This is a genomic window from Aeromonas sp. S15(2024), assembly GCF_041402265.1.
Classification (GTDB): Bacteria; Pseudomonadota; Gammaproteobacteria; order Enterobacterales; family Aeromonadaceae; genus Aeromonas; species Aeromonas dhakensis.
The window spans coordinates 73,315-89,033 of record NZ_JBGLQY010000011.1 but is presented as its reverse complement, the minus strand read 5'-3'; the positions used below and the strand labels follow the sequence as shown (position 1 = coordinate 89,033).

Annotated in this window: 16 protein-coding genes and 1 tRNA gene; 2 read left to right on the top strand and 15 right to left on the bottom strand. The window is 58.8% G+C overall.

The features are described 5' to 3' along the window. The first annotated feature begins 436 nt into the window (after nt 1-436). Complete coding sequence (locus tag ACB033_RS18790) at nt 437-859, top strand: hypothetical protein (protein WP_279476294.1); 423 nt, start codon at nt 437-439, stop codon at nt 857-859. A 566-nt stretch (nt 860-1,425) separates the two neighbouring features. Here the strand turns inward: ACB033_RS18790 and ACB033_RS18785 are convergent. From ACB033_RS18785 to rpsU, 5 genes are all read right to left on the bottom strand, one after another. Next, nucleotides 1,426-1,502, bottom strand: a tRNA-Ile gene (locus ACB033_RS18785). A gap of 193 nt (nt 1,503-1,695) precedes the next feature. Then, nucleotides 1,696-3,591 (bottom strand): RNA polymerase sigma factor RpoD, encoded by a 1,896-nt coding sequence (rpoD, locus tag ACB033_RS18780; protein WP_264082799.1) that lies wholly within the window; start codon nt 3,589-3,591, stop codon nt 1,696-1,698. Nucleotides 3,592-3,774: 183 nt separating this feature from the next. Then, nucleotides 3,775-5,562, bottom strand: a complete 1,788-nt coding sequence (gene dnaG, locus ACB033_RS18775) for a DNA primase (RefSeq protein ID WP_139725097.1) — start codon at nt 5,560-5,562, stop codon at nt 3,775-3,777. A gap of 88 nt (nt 5,563-5,650) precedes the next feature. Further along, on the bottom strand, nt 5,651-6,094 hold the full coding sequence (locus tag ACB033_RS18770; RefSeq protein WP_099360085.1) for a GatB/YqeY domain-containing protein: 444 nt from the start codon (nt 6,092-6,094) through the stop codon (nt 5,651-5,653). 15 nt (nt 6,095-6,109) lie between these two features. Then, the gene (rpsU, locus tag ACB033_RS18765; protein WP_005309452.1) at nt 6,110-6,325 is read right to left on the bottom strand and encodes a 30S ribosomal protein S21; all 216 of its coding nucleotides are present in this window, start codon (nt 6,323-6,325) and stop codon (nt 6,110-6,112) included. Nucleotides 6,326-6,504: 179 nt separating this feature from the next. On the opposite strand from rpsU, the gene tsaD reads away from it, so the two are divergent. After that, entirely contained in the window at nt 6,505-7,518 is a 1,014-nt protein-coding gene (gene tsaD, locus ACB033_RS18760; protein ID WP_010635011.1) for a tRNA (adenosine(37)-N6)-threonylcarbamoyltransferase complex transferase subunit TsaD, read from the top strand. An 84-nt stretch (nt 7,519-7,602) separates the two neighbouring features. Here tsaD and rpoS read toward each other — a convergent pair whose 3' ends face one another. From rpoS to eno, 10 genes are all read right to left on the bottom strand, one after another. Continuing rightward, entirely contained in the window at nt 7,603-8,586 is a 984-nt protein-coding gene (gene rpoS, locus ACB033_RS18755) for an RNA polymerase sigma factor RpoS (protein ID WP_005309444.1), read from the bottom strand. A gap of 47 nt (nt 8,587-8,633) precedes the next feature. Next, nucleotides 8,634-9,689, bottom strand: coding sequence for a peptidoglycan DD-metalloendopeptidase family protein (locus ACB033_RS18750; protein WP_025202185.1), 1,056 nt, complete (start codon nt 9,687-9,689; stop codon nt 8,634-8,636). Between the two features lie 9 nt (nt 9,690-9,698). Then, on the bottom strand, nt 9,699-10,280 hold the full coding sequence (locus tag ACB033_RS18745) for a YqaA family protein (RefSeq protein WP_026141142.1): 582 nt from the start codon (nt 10,278-10,280) through the stop codon (nt 9,699-9,701). Next, nucleotides 10,277-10,894: a protein-L-isoaspartate(D-aspartate) O-methyltransferase gene (locus tag ACB033_RS18740; RefSeq protein WP_005309437.1), complete on the bottom strand. Its 618-nt coding sequence runs from the start codon at nt 10,892-10,894 to the stop codon at nt 10,277-10,279. Before ACB033_RS18740 ends, ACB033_RS18745 begins: the two co-directional genes overlap by 4 nt. A 4-nt stretch (nt 10,895-10,898) precedes the next feature. Next, entirely contained in the window at nt 10,899-11,645 is a 747-nt protein-coding gene (surE, locus tag ACB033_RS18735) for a 5'/3'-nucleotidase SurE (protein ID WP_139725099.1), read from the bottom strand. Beyond that, nucleotides 11,626-12,684: a tRNA pseudouridine(13) synthase TruD gene (gene truD, locus ACB033_RS18730; RefSeq protein WP_017780945.1), complete on the bottom strand. Its 1,059-nt coding sequence runs from the start codon at nt 12,682-12,684 to the stop codon at nt 11,626-11,628. Before truD ends, surE begins: the two co-directional genes overlap by 20 nt. Then, a complete protein-coding gene (gene ispF, locus ACB033_RS18725; RefSeq protein WP_005309431.1) occupies nt 12,684-13,160 on the bottom strand; it encodes a 2-C-methyl-D-erythritol 2,4-cyclodiphosphate synthase in 477 nt (158 codons plus the stop codon). The genes truD and ispF overlap by 1 nt, the downstream gene beginning before the upstream one ends. Further along, nucleotides 13,157-13,888 (bottom strand): 2-C-methyl-D-erythritol 4-phosphate cytidylyltransferase, encoded by a 732-nt coding sequence (gene ispD, locus ACB033_RS18720; RefSeq protein WP_371140673.1) that lies wholly within the window; start codon nt 13,886-13,888, stop codon nt 13,157-13,159. Before ispD ends, ispF begins: the two co-directional genes overlap by 4 nt. Further along, nucleotides 13,881-14,198 carry a cell division protein FtsB gene (ftsB, locus tag ACB033_RS18715; protein WP_139725101.1) on the bottom strand — a complete coding sequence of 106 codons (318 nt, stop codon included), beginning with the start codon at nt 14,196-14,198 and terminating at the stop codon, nt 13,881-13,883. Before ftsB ends, ispD begins: the two co-directional genes overlap by 8 nt. Before the next feature lie 178 nt (nt 14,199-14,376). Then, nucleotides 14,377-15,678 (bottom strand): phosphopyruvate hydratase, encoded by a 1,302-nt coding sequence (gene eno, locus ACB033_RS18710; protein ID WP_005309426.1) that lies wholly within the window; start codon nt 15,676-15,678, stop codon nt 14,377-14,379. Between the last annotated feature and the right edge of the window lie 41 nt (nt 15,679-15,719).

The window sequence follows — 15,719 nt, the reverse complement described above, 5'->3', positions numbered from 1 at the left end:
ACCTATTTTCATTTAAAAACAGAGACCTATGAGCATTTCTCAGATTTATAAGATCTGAAAAATTTCAGTTTTCCACCTGTGCTAGTGAGCTTACCGACCTGAGGGCCGCATACGGTAGCTAAACACGCTCTGGCCTCGCGGCCCCTTTGTCTTTCTAGAAAGCACCATATCCCTTAAGTGGGCAAGATTGCTCTTCACCTTTTAGGCATTCGCTAATCTGGATGACATCATCGCAGGCTGCATTCTCTGGCGTACCTGATGCAGTACCAATACAGGTGCCAGTTAAGCAACATTTATGAGCTTCTAGCATAACCGGGACTAAAAGCTTTGGGTCTGTCACGGTTTTCTGGTCTGAGCAACCTGACAATGCAACGCCAATCAATAGGCTAAACAACAGTTTCACCATGATGCCTCAACAAAGTGAAATAGGATTCGTATGATCGAAGAATTGTACAAGCTTGCAAGCCAATTTAGAAACGCACTTGACCAGCTAGAGTGGTCTCAAATGCCTGATGGTTTTAAAGATTTTCCGGCTGGTACATGCGGCAATATCAGTAATATCTTGGCTGAATATCTCTATGAATGTGGTGTTACAGGAGTTGAATTGGTAATCGGCACTAATGCACTTCATGGTTCCCATGCTTGGCTAGAGATTTCAGGGATCATTGTGGACATAACTGCAGATCAATTCCCTGGTATCTCAGCATCAGTGACGGTGACAAGAGATCACCGATGGCATTCACAGTTTGAAGAAAATGAAGGAGGCAGACAGGCAGCTGGTTTCTCCGAAGAGGATGCCGACCTCCGTGAGATTTATCATCAAACAGTAGCATTTCTCCACAAGCCTGACCCCGCATAATGAAACATGCGGTTAAATGAGCAGATGGGATGATAGATAGAAGTGCTGGCCGTCAGCTCTATTCGATTGGGAAGGAGCTGCGGGTTTCTCCAGGGGTTACATGGCAAGTGTGGGACGCTGAGATTTGTAACCTCTCGAGGTTACAGGTTACACCGTCAAGAAAAATGGCTGTAGCCCCCGCCAGACAAGGGCTACAGGCTTGTAACCTCATGCTTCTTTCTGTGCGTGTAACCTCTATTCGCTTTTTGTGCCCAGAGTGGGGTTACAGCGCAAAGCCGCGCCAGTACTGGGCTAGAGCCGAGTTGTAACCTCGTAACCCGTGTAACCCCGCTTTTTTCAATATATAGAGATAGAAAAGGGGAATCTGGGGAGGAGAAAAAATTTTAGCGATGATTCTCAAAAGAGAACCTTTTGAAGGGGCTGGTAATTTTTCCTCCTGGCAGAGAAAAAATTTTTTGAGGGGCTGGGGAGTGTTTTTAGAGTGGTTACTCTACAGGCTGAGATATCCTATAGGTATCCTATTGAAAAGAGGGTTAGCGAGTACTATCTCGCTAACCCTCTGGAATTGGTGGCCCCTGGGGGACTTGAACCCACGACCAATCGATTATGAGTCGACTGCTCTAACCAACTGAGCTAAGGGGCCGAAATGTGCTTTTGCGGCGTGGATTATAGGGGATGTCCGTTAACCAGTCCATAGGCATATCAACCACTTGGCGAGATTTCATCCATATTCAAGCGGTTCCGTGGTTCATCGTCAGCGCCCCATCGCCACGAATAAAACAAAGCCCCGCATGACGGGGCTTTTGGGCTGCTGTTCCGGGTTGGAACGTCCGGGATTATTCGTCCAGGAAGCTGCGCAGCACCTCAGAGCGGCTCGGATGGCGCAGCTTGCGCAGTGCCTTGGCTTCGATCTGACGGATCCGCTCACGGGTCACGTCGAACTGCTTGCCCACTTCCTCGAGGGTGTGGTCAGTGTTCATGTCGATACCGAAGCGCATCCGCAATACCTTGGCCTCGCGGGCGGTCAGACCGGCCAGCACTTCGCGGGTCGCGTTGCGCAGGCTCTCGCTGGTGGCCGCATCGGCCGGCAGGGCCAGGGTGGTATCTTCGATGAAGTCGCCCAAGTGGGAATCTTCATCATCACCGATGGGCGTCTCCATGGAGATGGGCTCTTTGGCGATTTTCAGCACCTTGCGGATCTTGTCTTCCGGCATGCCCATGCGCATGGCCAGTTCTTCCGGGTTCGGTTCGCGACCCATCTCCTGCAGCATCTGACGGGAGATACGGTTGAGCTTGTTGATGGTCTCGATCATGTGCACCGGGATACGGATGGTACGGGCCTGATCCGCGATGGAGCGGGTAATGGCCTGACGGATCCACCAGGTGGCGTAGGTCGAGAACTTGTAGCCACGACGATATTCGAATTTGTCGACCGCCTTCATCAGACCGATGTTGCCTTCCTGGATCAGATCCAGGAACTGCAGACCGCGGTTGGTGTACTTCTTGGCGATGGAGATAACCAGACGCAGGTTGGCCTCGACCATCTCTTTCTTGGCGCGGCGGGCCTTGGCCTCACCGATGCTCATGCGACGGTTGATGTCCTTGATCTGGGCGATGGACAGACCGGTCTCTTCCTCGATCTGCTGCAGCTTGCCGATGGCGCGCAGCACGTCTTCGTCCATCTCCACCAGACGGGGAGACCAAGCCTTGCCGGCCTGCTTCTGGTATTCGAACCAGGCAGTTTCGCACTCGTTGTTGGTGAAGGCCGCGACGAAGGTCTTCTTCGGCATCTTGGCCTGCTCAACGCAGAGTTTCATGATGATGCGTTCCTGCACGCGGACCCGCTCCATCATCTCGCGCATGTTGTTGACCAGGCGATCGAACTGCTTGGGCATCAGGCGGAATTGACGGAACACGTCTGCCAACTGGGCGATGGCATTCTGGGTATCTTCGTGCGCGCGGCCATTCTGCTGAATGGAGAGGCGGGTTACCTCGTACTGGGCGCGCAGCTCACCGAACTTCTCGCGAGCAACTTCCGGATCCGGACCACCGTCGCCATCATCGTCGGAGTCATCACCATCACCGTCTTCGTCTTCGTCTTCGTCTTCATCCTCGTCAGCCAGATCTTCCTCGCTGAGCTCGGAGCCGATGTGAGTGGCGGTCGGTGCAACGTCGTCGGTCTCGTTGGGATCGATGAAGCCGGAGATGATGTCGGACAGGCGCAGCTGTTCGGCTTCATATTTGTCGTACTGTTCAAGCAGATAGGTAATCGCTTCCGGGTACTCGGCAACGGAACTTTGTACCTGGTTGATACCGTCTTCGATCCGCTTGGCGATATCGATTTCGCCTTCGCGAGTTAGCAGTTCGACGGTACCCATTTCCCGCATGTACATGCGGACGGGATCGGTCGTGCGACCAATCTCGGATTCAACAGATGCCAGAGCCTGGGCCGCTGCTTCGGCAGCGTCCTCATCGGCGGTACCACCTTCAGCCATGATAAGATCATCGGCATCCGGGGCGTTCTCCACCACCTGGATACCCATGTCGTTGATCATCTGGATGATGTCTTCGATCTGGTCAGAGTCGACAATGTCTTGCGGGAGGTGATCGTTCACCTCGGCATAGGTCAGGTAGCCCTGTTCTTTACCTTTGGCAACGAGGAGTTTAAGCTGAGACTGCGGGGTTTGCTCCATAGAACTCATCCGGTTGGTGTTGCTAGGTTGCGCGTACAGTGCGCTGCTGCGCAAATAGCCAATTCTAATAGAAAACCGCCAGACATGCTATGTCTGGTTGCGGCGTCGGTCATGAGAAACCCCTGCCCGCAGTATTGTCGGGGCCAGGCGGTTATAAAATGTTTGCTTTTAATCCCGTCCATTCGGGCAACGGTATTCATATTGGGGTTAATCACTCAAATATCAAGCCCCACTTTCATTTCTTTTCTCAATCTGCACCTCTCTGATCAGCATCATCAGCTCCTGAGTTTCCTCAGAGCTTAGCCCTTCCTGCGCCACCTTGGCCTGCAATTCCTCGATGCGCTGCTTCAGGAACAGGTTGATGAAACCGACGAAAGTATCCTGCAATTCTCCCAGAATATCGGGCTCCTGGTCGAGCTTTACCTCTTCAAACAGATCGTGCATCGCCAGCTGGGCCAGGATCTCTCCCTCTTTGGTACCGCGCCAGTGTTCCAGCAGAATACCTGTTGTCACCCCGGGCTGAGTCAGGATCTGCTGATGCAGTTGCAGCAGGAACTGGATCCCCTGCAGACGCAGGCCAGCCAGCTCAGGCATGGCCGGCAGCTCGGCGGTAATCGCCGGATATTGCACCATCAATGCCAACGCCCGGCGCAGTGGTGTCAGCTTGGCCGCCTTGGGCTTGCTCACCTCGGCCTTCGGCTGGCTGTTGCGGGCAAACAGTTCGGCGATCCGCTGCTTGTTTTCACCCCAACGCATCATGCTGGAGAGCCGGGTGATCAACCCCTCGCGGGTAAAACCTTCCGGCACCCGGCGGATCAGATCGGCGGCCTTGTTAGCCACTTCGAACTTGCCGGCCTCACCGGAAAGAGCCGCATCGCGCCCGAGACGTTCGAACATGAAATCGGCAAACGGCTGAGCCTGGTCGAGCAGCGCTTCGAACCCATCCTTGCCGATCTGGCGCACCAGGGAATCGGGATCCTCGCCATCCGGCAGAAACACGAACTTGAGTGCACGGCCATCCTGCAGATGGGACAGCGCGTTATCCAATGCCCGCCAGGCCGCCTCACGGCCGGCATTGTCGCCGTCGTAACAGCAGACCACCTCGGCCGTGGTGCGAAACAGGGTATGGATATGGTCGCTGGTGGTCGCGGTTCCCAGCGCCGCCACCGCATAATCGATGTCGTACTGGCCGAGCGCCACCACATCCATATAGCCCTCTACCACCAGGATCCGACGCGGATCCTTGTGCGTCTGCTTGACCTCGTAGAGACCGAACAGCTCCCGCCCTTTATGGAAAATGGGCGTTTCGGGAGAGTTAAGATACTTGGGCGTGCCATCCCCCAACACCCGGCCACCGAAGCCGATGACCCGGCCGCGCTTGTCGCGGATCGGGAACATGATGCGATCGCGGAAGCGGTCATAGCTGCCCGGGCCGCTGTCACGGGGGATCAGCATGCCGCCAGAGATGAGCAACTGCTCGTGCTCCCGGCTGGATCCAAAGCGGCGACGCACCTGATCCCAGTCTCCGGGGGCATACCCGATGTTGAAGCGCTTGACCACCTCGCCAGTCAGGCCCCGACCCTTCAGATACTCCACCGCCTGCGGCGCGCTCTTGAGATTGCTCTCGTAGAAGCGCGCAATCTGGTTCATCAGCTCGAACAGATCCTTGCTGACGGCCGGTTGGCTATTGCTGGCTCCCCCCGCCGTTTGCTCACGGGGGACCTGCATGCCATGCAGGCTGGCCAGCTCTTCGATGGCGTCGGGAAACTCGAGCCCGTCGTACTCCATCACAAAGCCGATGGCATTGCCGTGGGCACCGCAGCCGAAACAGTGATAGAACTGCTTCTCCTGACTGACGGTAAACGAGGGGCTTTTTTCGTTATGAAAAGGGCAGCAAGCCTGGTAGTTTTTACCGGCTTTCTTCAGTCGCACACGGGAGTCGATCAACTCGACAATGTCTGTGCGTACCAGCAGATCATCGATAAAGGATTGTGGGATCCTGCCTGCCATAACCGTCCTGTTTCATTGCGTAGAAAATAAAAAAGCCGCGCATTCCCAGGGAAGCACGGCTTATTTGACCAAACAAGAGAGTTGCCTGTTACGCCAAGCGGGTTTTCACCTGCGCACTGACGGCGCCGACATCGGCACGCCCCTGAATTTTCGGCTTCAAGACAGCCATGACTTTGCCCATGTCAGCCATGACGGCAGCACCACTTTCAGCGATGGCTTGCTCAATCAGTGCGGCAATCTCGGCTGCGGTCAGCTGTTGCGGCAGGAACTCCTGCAGCACAGCGATCTCGGCGGACTCTTTGTCGGCGAGATCCTGGCGACCGGCGGCCTCGAATTGACTGATGGAATCACGGCGCTGTTTGACCATCTTGGTCACCACAGCGAGGATATCCTGATCATTGAGCTCGACACGGGTGTCAACTTCACGCTGCTTGATTTCAGCCATCAACAGACGGATCGCGCCCAACCGCTGCTTGTCTTTGGCAAGCATGGCGAGCTTTTGCTGATCCTTGAGTTGATCCTTCAGAGACACGGCATGATCCCTTGATTAGTACAGGCGGATACGACGTGCGTTTTCGCGGGACAGCTTCTTGGCGTGACGCTTAACGGCGGACGCTTTGGCACGCTTGCGAATGGTAGTCGGCTTCTCGTAGAACTCACGGCTACGAACTTCGGACAGGATACCGGCTTTTTCGCAAGAACGCTTGAAACGACGCAGAGCAACGTCAAACGGCTCATTTTCACGGACTTTGATTACTGGCATGTGCCTTTCACCTCAGTGATAAATTGTTAGCTGACCTTCAATCGATCAGCATGTCTTAAAATGGTGCGAAATTATACTCTGGACAGGGAATGAAAGTAAACCCACAGAGATCGCTCTGGTTTAAAAAACCCGCGAAGGTTACCATAGCCGTCTCATTTTAGCAGTGAAATTTTTTAGCAATGCGTGTATTGGGCATAGAGACATCCTGTGACGAAACCGGGATCGCGATCTTCGACGATCAAAAAGGGATCCTTTCCCACCAGTTATACAGCCAGGTCAAGCTGCATGCGGACTACGGCGGCGTCGTTCCCGAGCTGGCCAGCCGGGACCATGTGCGCAAGACGATCCCCTTGATCCAGGCGGCGTTGCAAGAGGCCGGACTGGGCAAGGATGACATCGACGGCATCGCCTATACCGCGGGCCCGGGTCTGGTTGGCGCCATCCTGGTGGGGGCCACCATAGGCCGCTCGCTGGCGATGGCATGGAACAAACCAGCCATCGCCGTGCACCACATGGAAGGCCACCTGCTGGCGCCCATGCTGGAAGAGAAGGCTCCCGAGTTCCCCTTTGTGGCGCTCTTGGTCTCCGGCGGCCACTCCATGCTGGTGCGGGTCGACGGTATCGGCAGCTATCAGCTGCTCGGGGAATCCATCGACGATGCCGCCGGCGAGGCGTTCGACAAGACCGCCAAGCTGATGGGTCTGGACTATCCCGGTGGTCCGCTGCTCTCCCGCTTGGCAGAGAAAGGCCTCAAGGGCCGCTTCACCTTCCCGCGTCCCATGACCGACCGCCCCGGGCTCGACATGAGCTTTTCCGGCCTCAAGACCTTTGCCGCCAACACCATCGCAGCCAATGGCGATGACGAGCAGACCCGTGCCGACATCGCCCGGGCGTTTGAGGATGCGGTGGTCGATACACTGGCCATCAAGTGTCGCCGCGCCCTGAAGGAGACCGGCCTCAATCGCCTGGTGGTCGCCGGCGGCGTCAGCGCCAACCGTCACCTGCGCGCCCAGCTGGCCGAGCTGATGGAGAGCCTCAAGGGGGAAGTGTTCTATCCGCGTACCGAATATTGCACCGACAATGGCGCCATGATCGCCTATGCCGGCATGCAGCGCCTGAAAGCGGGCGTGTTCGAGCCGCTGGCCGTGAAGGCCGTGCCGCGCTGGCCGCTGGATACGCTGGATCCGGTTTGATCCTGAGGATCCTGCCGACATGAAAAAGGGGCCTTGGGCCCCTTTTTGTTTTGCCTGGTAAGCATCTTCGCTCACTCGCAGCAATTAGTTGGTACGGAACAGCGCCTCGATGGAGAGCCCCTGCCCCAGCAGGATCTCCCGCAGACGGCGCAGTCCCTCCACCTGGATCTGGCGCACCCGCTCCCGGGTCAGGCCAATCTCGGCCCCCACGTCTTCCAGGGTCGCCGGCTCATAGCCGAGCAGACCGAAGCGACGGGCCAGCACCTCACGCTGCTTGGGATTCAGCTCTTCCAGCCAGTGCACTATGCTGGCGCGCATGTCGTCATCCTGCGACTCCAGCTCAGGGCCCATGCCGCGCTCATCAGAGAGCACATCCAGCAGCGCCTTGTCGCGATCGCCACCAATTGGGGTATCGACCGAGGTGATCTTCTCGTTGAGCTTGAGCATGCGGTTCACATCATCCACCGAGCGATCGAGCGCCTGGGCAATGTCCTCGGCGGTCGGTTCATGATCGAGGCGATGAGAGAGTTCGCGCGCGGTGCGCAGGTAAACGTTTAACTCCTTGACCACATGAATGGGCAGACGAATGGTACGGGTCTGGTTCATGATGGCCCGCTCTATGGTCTGGCGGATCCACCAGGTGGCATAGGTGGAGAAGCGGAAGCCGCGCTCCGGATCGAATTTTTCGACCGCGCGGATGAGACCGAGGTTGCCCTCTTCGATGAGATCCAGCAGCACCAGGCCGCGGTTGTTGTAACGACGGGCGATCTTGACCACCAGCCGCAGGTTGGACTCGATCATGCGCTTGCGGGCGGCTTTGTCACCCCGCAAGGCACGGCGAGCATAATAGACTTCCTCTTCAGCCGTGAGCAAGGGGGAGAAGCCAATCTCCCCGAGATAGAGCTGGGTGGCATCCATCACCTTGTTCAGTTCAGGTGCCATCAGCTCATCGGAAATCGTCTCTTCGGCCTCGGCCGCAACTTCCTGTATCTCTTCTTCTTCCTGACTCTCCAGCTCTTCGTCGAACTCTAACTCTGCATCCTGCATTACCAGTTGTTCTTGGCTCATGGCGTGTCTCCCTGACCTGCACCAGAGTAAGACTTAACTCTCTGGGTCTAACGCTTTGGCAAATGGCTCATCGGGTTGATCGACTTGCCTCTGTACCGGATTTCAAAGTGCAATCGCACATCCGGCGCGTCCGTGCTACCCATGTTGGCAATGACAGATCCGCCCTGCACAGAATCCCCTTCCTTGACCCGCAGCTCATCGTTGTGAGCGTAGGCTGAAAGGTAGTCATCATCGTGCTTGAGGATGATCAGCTTGCCATAACCCCTTAGTGCGCTACCCGCATAGACGACCTTGCCGCCGCTCGCCGCATAGATGGGTTGCCCCTTCTGGCCGGCGATATCTATGCCCTTGTTCCCCTGTTCTGCAACAGAGAAACCCTCGACGATCCGGCCTTTGGTCGGCCAGTGCCAAGAAAGTCTCGACTGAGGCTTGTTGTCGTTTTTTTGTTCTTTTGCCTGAGCGTATTCTTTTGAAGATGGCTGAGCAACGGTTTTTTGTTTGATGAATGGAGTGGTCGTACCTGACGTTGCCGGCGCCAGGGGTTTGGGACCACTGCTCTGGCTGACCACCGGAGCGGTCACCGGCGAAGTCGCCGCCACCATCTGGCCACTGCTCGCCCCGGAGGACTGCACGTTCAGCACCTGCCCCACCTGAAGGGCAAAGGGGGCTCTCAGATTGTTGTTCTGGGCCAGGGTCTGATTCGACATGCCGAACTGGCGACCAATGCTGCTCAGGGTATCACCGGGTCGAACCTGATAGGTGCCCGCGCTGCGTGCCACCGCCATGGTGCTGCCGGAGGCGTCGAGCCGGATCTGTTGACCCGGATAGATGTTGTAGGGGGGGCTGATGCCATTGAGGCTGGCCAGCGAGGGCACGTCATTGCCCGAGTTGAAGGCGATGGAGTAGAGCGTATCCCCTTTCTTCACCGTGTAGCTGTTGCCCTGAATGGTGGGCTGGGCTGCCATCTGGCGCGCCGGAATGGTGGAAACAAGACCGTCATTGCCCAGTCCCTGGACGGGGGCGGCGGTCTTGCTGGAAGCGCAAGCAAGCAACAGCCATGACAACACGACGACACTGCTTCCTTGCCAAATACGCGAACGCATAGTGGATCCTCAACGACTAAACCAGAAATAGGCCACGACGGCCAAACCAATACAGAGCCAACCCAGCACATCCACATAGTGCATCAGCTTGCGCTCCATCTTTTCGCCACCCCAGCGCATCAGACCCGCCACCAGGAAAAAGCGCATGCCACGCCCGATCAGCGAGGTCACGATGAAGGGCAGCAGTGCCATTTGCAGCAGACCGGCCGTGACGGTAAACACCTTGTAGGGGATCGGCGTGAAGCTGGCAATAAAAATCACCCAGATACCCCACTGCTGAAACCACTGTTCGGCCACGGCAATCTTCTCCTCATAGCCGACCGACGCAACCAGCGGCTGAACGACAGGCTCCCACAGGGCATAGCCGAGCAGGTAACCCACCAGGGCGCCCAGTACCGAAAACAGGGTGGCGAGCGCGGCATAGTGCCAGGCCCGCCGGGGTTTGCCGAGCGCCATGGGGGCCAGCATCACATCCACCGGGATGGGCCAGAACACCGACTCGATGAAGGCGGTGATCGCCAGATACCAGGGGGCATATTTGTGGCGCGCCCACTGCATCACCAGCACATAGAGGCGGGAAAACAACTTCACTCGACATCTCCGTCAATCAGGGGAACAAAACGAACCGGCTCCAGGATCCGGCTGGTGAGCTGGGAGCCCGACCGCTCGATCAGCTGCAGGGTCTGCTGGCTATCTCCCACCGGCAATACCAGCCGGCCACCGTCGGCCAGCTGATCGGTGAGGGCCGTCGGCACCTCGCTGGCCGCCGCCGTGACCAGAATGGCGTCAAATGGTCCTTTATTGGGCCAGCCCAGCCAGCCATTGCCGTGCTTGGCGGAGACATTGTGCAGGTCGAGCTGGCGCAGCCGGCGCCGGGCCTGAAACTGCAGCGACTTGATCCGCTCCACCGTGTAGACGTGCTCCACCAGATGAGCCAGCACCGCCGTCTGATAACCCGATCCTGTGCCAATCTCCAGCACGTGGGCCGGATTGTTCTGGATCAGCAGTTCGGTCATGCGCGCCACCATGTAGGGCTGCGAGATGGTCTGGCCGTGACCGATGGGCAGGGCCGTATTGTCCCAGGCCTTGTGGGCCATGGCTTCATCCACGAACAGCTGGCGCGGCACCTTGGCAATCGCCGCGAGTACGCGGAAATCGCGAATGTCCTGCGCAATCAGCTGGTTTAACAGGCGCTGTACTATCACACCTTCATCCCTGCAGGTCCAACCAAGCCCCCAGCCCCGCCAGACTGCTGTAGGCAGTCATATCGATGGTCAGGGGGGTGATCGAGACGTAGCCCTGCTCGATGGCGGCGAAATCCGTGCCTTCTCCCGCATCTTGCTGGCTGCCGGGGGGGCCGATCCAGTAGATGGGCTGACCGCGGGGATCCTCGGTGCAGATCACCGACTCCGCCCGGTGGCGGTTGCCAAGGCGCGTCACCCTGATCCCCTTGATCTGGTCGAGGGGCAGGTCAGGCACATTGACGTTGAGGATCTGATCGGCGGGCAGCGGGTGCACCATCATGCCCCTCACCAGCTGGGCGGCGTAGTGGGCCGCCGTGGCGAAATGGGTCTTGCCTACCAGCGAGATGGCCAGCGAGGGGAAGCCGAGGTGGCGTCCCTCGGTTGCAGCCGCCACCGTGCCCGAGTAGATGACGTCATCCCCCAGGTTGGCACCGTGGTTGATACCGGCCACCACCATGTCGGGTTCCGGGCGCACCAGCTCGTTGACGGCCAGGTGCACGCAATCGGTCGGCGTTCCCTTCACCGCATGATATCCGGTTTCGGCGATGCGGGTGACCCGCAGCGGCACTTCCAGCGTCAGGGAGTGACTCGCCCCGCTGCGATTGCGATCCGGCGCCACCACGATGACCTCGCCGCAGGCGGCCAGCGCCTCGCTGAGGGCACGGATACCCTCGGCATGCACACCGTCGTCATTACTGACCAGAATTCTCATCGGACTGATTCCTGAAACCATGATCGGCCTCTTCGGCCTGCATTAACTCGCGCACCACGCTGGTGGCAAACGCCCCGGCCGGCAGGAAGAACGACAGGGTCAGCACAGCCCCCTCCAACTGCCAGCTCATGGCCTGCGGCTTGAGCAGCAAGGGGCGGCGATCCTGATCCAGCCCCGCCTTCTCCAGCCCCTCGCACCACTCGTGATAAGGCGCCAGCACTGCCTGCTCGAACTCGGCGGCGGCGCCCTGGCTGGCAGAGCGACCACGCCCCCACTGGGGCGCGGTGAGCTGCACGTCGCCGGAGGCGAGACGCGCCTCCAGCTCGGGCGTCACGCTCTCTTCGCTGAAGATGGAGTGGCTGCCTTTGAGCATCACGCAGTCGCCAGCCAGCAGCTGATGGGCCAGCCCCTGCTCGATGCGGGCGCTGACGATGGCGTTGAACAGCATACTGCGGGCGGCGGAGAGGTAGAGGGAGCGCTTGTTGCGATCCTTGATCCGCTTGCCGGCGAACATCGCCTTGGCGGCCTCCAGATTGTTGCCACCACGGCCGAAACGCTGCTCGCCGTAGTAGTTGGGCACGCCCTGGTCGGCGATGGCCTGCAGGCGGGACTCCAGCCCGTCGGCCTGCTCCAGTCCGGTGAGGCGCAGGGTGAAGTGGTTGCCCTTGAGATAGCCGACCCGCAGCTTCTTGTTGTGACGCTTCACCTGCAGGATCCGGATGCTGTCGCTCTCGATGACCGAGAGGTCCGGCTCTGCCTTGCCAGGCAGGTGGATACCGAACCACTGTTCGGTCACCGCGTGGCGATCTTTCAGCCCGGCCCAGGTCACCGCATTGCGGGCAACCCCGGCCGCATCGGCCAGCAGGCCCGCCACCCAGGCGGTGTTCTCGCCGGTTTTGCGCACCTGGACGAAGATGTGCTCACCCTCGCCGCAGGGTTCAAACCCGAGATCTTCATTGACCACGAAGTCGGCGGCTTGCGCCTTGAGGATGCCGCGGGCCGTGGGCGCCCCGTGCAGGTAGGCCAGTTGTTCGAGCATTATTGTTTCACCAGTAAGACGACGGCTTCGGTGGCGATCCCTTCCTTGCGCCCCGTGAATCCAAGCTGTTCGGTGGTCGTCGCCTTGACGTTCACCCGGTTCAAATCACATTGCAGATCGGCGGCCAGCACGGCGCACATGGCGTCGATGTGGGGCGCCATCTTGGGCGCCTGGGCGATGATGGTCACATCCAGATTGCCGATGGCATAACCCGCCTTCTGCACCCGGGCAAACACGTCCCGCAGCAGGATGCGGCTGTCGATGCCCTTGAATTCGGCCGCAGTATCGGGGAAATGGCGGCCGATGTCGCCGGCGCCGATGGCCCCCAGCAGGGCATCGCTCACCGCATGCAGCACCACATCACCATCGGAGTGAGCCAGCAGGCCCTGTTCATACGGCACCGCCACCCCGCCCAGCATGCAGGGGCCAACCCCGCCAAACTTGTGTACATCAAAACCATGTCCAATCCGGATCATGCCAGCTCCTCTGTGGGTGAATCGGGTCGCGCCGGCCGGCGCGCGTCCTGTTGCTGCAAATAGAGCCCCGCCAGGGAGAGATCCTCCGGCCGGGTCACCTTGATGTTGTCGGCCCGCCCTTCCACCATCCGCACCGGGAAGCCGGCCCGCTCCATGGCGGAGGCCTCATCCGTGATGGTGGCACCCAGCGCCAGCCCCTCCTCCAGCGCCCGCTTGAGGGAGCCGGTGGGGAACATCTGCGGGGTCAGGGCGTGCCAGAGCTCCTCGCGCTCGACGGTGGCGAGGATGTTGCCGGCGGCGTCGGAGCGCTTCATGGTGTCGCGCACCCGGCTGCCGAGGATGGCTCCGCCACAGGCCATGGCGGTGGCGATGAGGCGATCGAGATCGCCGTGGGTCAGGCAGGGACGGGCGGCGTCATGCACCAGCACCCACTCCCCTTGCGCCACGTGCAGCGCATTGAGCACGGAGAAGGCGCGTTCGGCGCCCCCTTCCACTCGCAGGATCCTCGGATCGGCAGCCACGGCCAGTGTGTCGAACCAGCGGTCATGGGGAGCCAGCGCCACTATGACCTGACCGATAGCCGGGTGGGAGAGCAGTCGGGTCAGGGTGTGCTCCAGAATGGCCATGCCCGCCAGCTGCAGATACTGTTTCGGGCACTCGGCCCCCATCCGGCTGCCGATGCCGGCGGCCGGCACGATGGCGGTCAGTCCGCTGTGATGATCAGTCATCGTAGGCTGCGTCTCCGGAACTGGAGCCCTTGTCTTTGTCCTTGGGAATGATGCGGTAGAAGGTCTCGCCCTGCTTGATGTAGCCAAGATCGTTGCGCGACAGCTCCTCGATAGCCTCCAGGCCCGAGGTCAGGTCATCAATCTCGCGATAAATCAGGTTGTTGCGATCCTTGAGTAACAGATTGTCCTGCTGCTGCCGGGTAATGGCATCGGACAGCTCACGATAGTCAGACAGGCCATTCTTCCCCAGCCAGAGGTCGTATTGAAGCCCTCCCAACAGGAAGAGCAGGATAAGAGTGAGTAGCCGCATGCACTGAGTCTCCTTCAAGCGGCCTAGTTTCCCATATTCGCAGACAAGACAAAAGAAAGCCTGTGTCCCGGATGGGTTGGGTCGGAACAAAAAATGCAGAATCTGGGGATGGGGGTGACACAGACGAAAAAGCCCCGCCGGATGGCGGGGCTTTGTGAAGCAAGAGAACCGGCGACGATTAAGCCTGGTTCTTCACTTCTTTCAGACCGCGGAACGGAGCCTTGGCACCCAGGGCTTCTTCGATACGGATCAGCTGGTTGTACTTGGCAACACGGTCAGAACGGCTCATGGAACCGGTCTTGATCTGGCCAGCAGCGGTACCAACGGCCAGGTCGGCGATGGTCGCGTCTTCGGTCTCACCGGAGCGGTGGGAGATGACGGCAGTGTAGCCAGCGTCTTTGGCCATCTTGATGGCAGCCAGAGTTTCGGTCAGGGAACCGATCTGGTTGAACTTGATCAGGATGGAGTTGGCGATGCCGTTGTCGATACCGCGCTTCAGGATCTTGGTGTTGGTTACGAACAGGTCGTCACCCACGATCTGGATTTTCTTGCCCAGTTTCTGGGTCTGGTAGGCGAAGCCTTCCCAGTCAGATTCGTCCAGGCCGTCTTCGATGGAGACGATCGGGAACTTGGCAGTCAGCTCTTCCAGGAAGTCGGAGAAACCGTTGGAGGTGAAGACACGGCCTTCGCCTTTCAGGTTGTACTCTTTCTTCTCTGCATCGTAGAACTCGGAAGCAGCGCAGTCCATGGCCAGGGTCACGTCGGTGCCCAGCTTGTAACCGGCAGCTGCAACGGCTTCGGCGATCACTTCCAGCGCTTCGGCGTTGGATTTCAGGTTCGGAGCGAAACCACCTTCGTCACCAACTGCAGTGTTGTAGCCCTTGGACTTCAGCACTTTGGCCAGGTTGTGGAACACTTCGGCGCCCATGCGAACGGCTTCTTTCAGGGTCTTGGCGCCAACCGGCTGGATCATGAACTCCTGGATGTCGACGTTGTTGTCGGCGTGCTCACCACCGTTGATGATGTTCATCATGGGCAGCGGCATGGAGTAGACACCGGGGGTGCCGTTCAGCTCGGCGATGTGGGCGTACAGCGGCATGCCTTTGGCAGCTGCGGCAGCTTTGGCGTTGGCCAGGGAAACAGCCAGGATGGCGTTGGCGCCGAACTTGGATTTGTTCTCGGTACCGTCGAGGTCGATCATGATCTGGTCGACAGTGGCCTGGTCCTTGGCATCTTTACCCAGCAGAGCTTGAGCGATCGGGCCGTTGACGGCTTCGAGGGCTTTCAGCACGCCTTTACCCAGGAAACGGCTCTTGTCGCCGTCACGCAGTTCCAGCGCTTCGCGGGAACCGGTGGACGCGCCAGACGGAGCGGCTGCCATACCAACAAAACCACCTTCCAGGTGAACTTCGGCCTCAACGGTCGGGTTACCACGGGAGTCGATGATTTCACGACCGATCACTTTAACGATCTTGGACATGTGTATTTCCTCAGGTTTCGTAAAAAAACAACAAAAATATG

Excerpts from the sequence above, each read along its gene's own strand:
- ACB033_RS18790 (WP_279476294.1), top strand. The coding sequence starts at position 437 with ATGATCGAAGAATTGTACAAGCTTGCAAGCCAATTTAGAAACGCACTT.
- dnaG (WP_139725097.1), bottom strand. The coding sequence starts at position 5,562 with ATGGCAGGCAGGATCCCACAATCCTTTATCGATGATCTGCTGGTACGC.
- rpsU (WP_005309452.1), bottom strand. The coding sequence starts at position 6,325 with ATGCCAGTAATCAAAGTCCGTGAAAATGAGCCGTTTGACGTTGCTCTG.
- tsaD (WP_010635011.1), top strand. The coding sequence starts at position 6,505 with ATGCGTGTATTGGGCATAGAGACATCCTGTGACGAAACCGGGATCGCG.
- rpoS (WP_005309444.1), bottom strand. The coding sequence starts at position 8,586 with ATGAGCCAAGAACAACTGGTAATGCAGGATGCAGAGTTAGAGTTCGAC.
- ACB033_RS18750 (WP_025202185.1), bottom strand. The coding sequence starts at position 9,689 with ATGCGTTCGCGTATTTGGCAAGGAAGCAGTGTCGTCGTGTTGTCATGG.
- surE (WP_139725099.1), bottom strand. The coding sequence starts at position 11,645 with ATGAGAATTCTGGTCAGTAATGACGACGGTGTGCATGCCGAGGGTATC.
- truD (WP_017780945.1), bottom strand. The coding sequence starts at position 12,684 with ATGCTCGAACAACTGGCCTACCTGCACGGGGCGCCCACGGCCCGCGGC.
- ispF (WP_005309431.1), bottom strand. The coding sequence starts at position 13,160 with ATGATCCGGATTGGACATGGTTTTGATGTACACAAGTTTGGCGGGGTT.
- ispD (WP_371140673.1), bottom strand. The coding sequence starts at position 13,888 with ATGACTGATCATCACAGCGGACTGACCGCCATCGTGCCGGCCGCCGGC.
- ftsB (WP_139725101.1), bottom strand. The coding sequence starts at position 14,198 with ATGCGGCTACTCACTCTTATCCTGCTCTTCCTGTTGGGAGGGCTTCAA.
- eno (WP_005309426.1), bottom strand. The coding sequence starts at position 15,678 with ATGTCCAAGATCGTTAAAGTGATCGGTCGTGAAATCATCGACTCCCGT.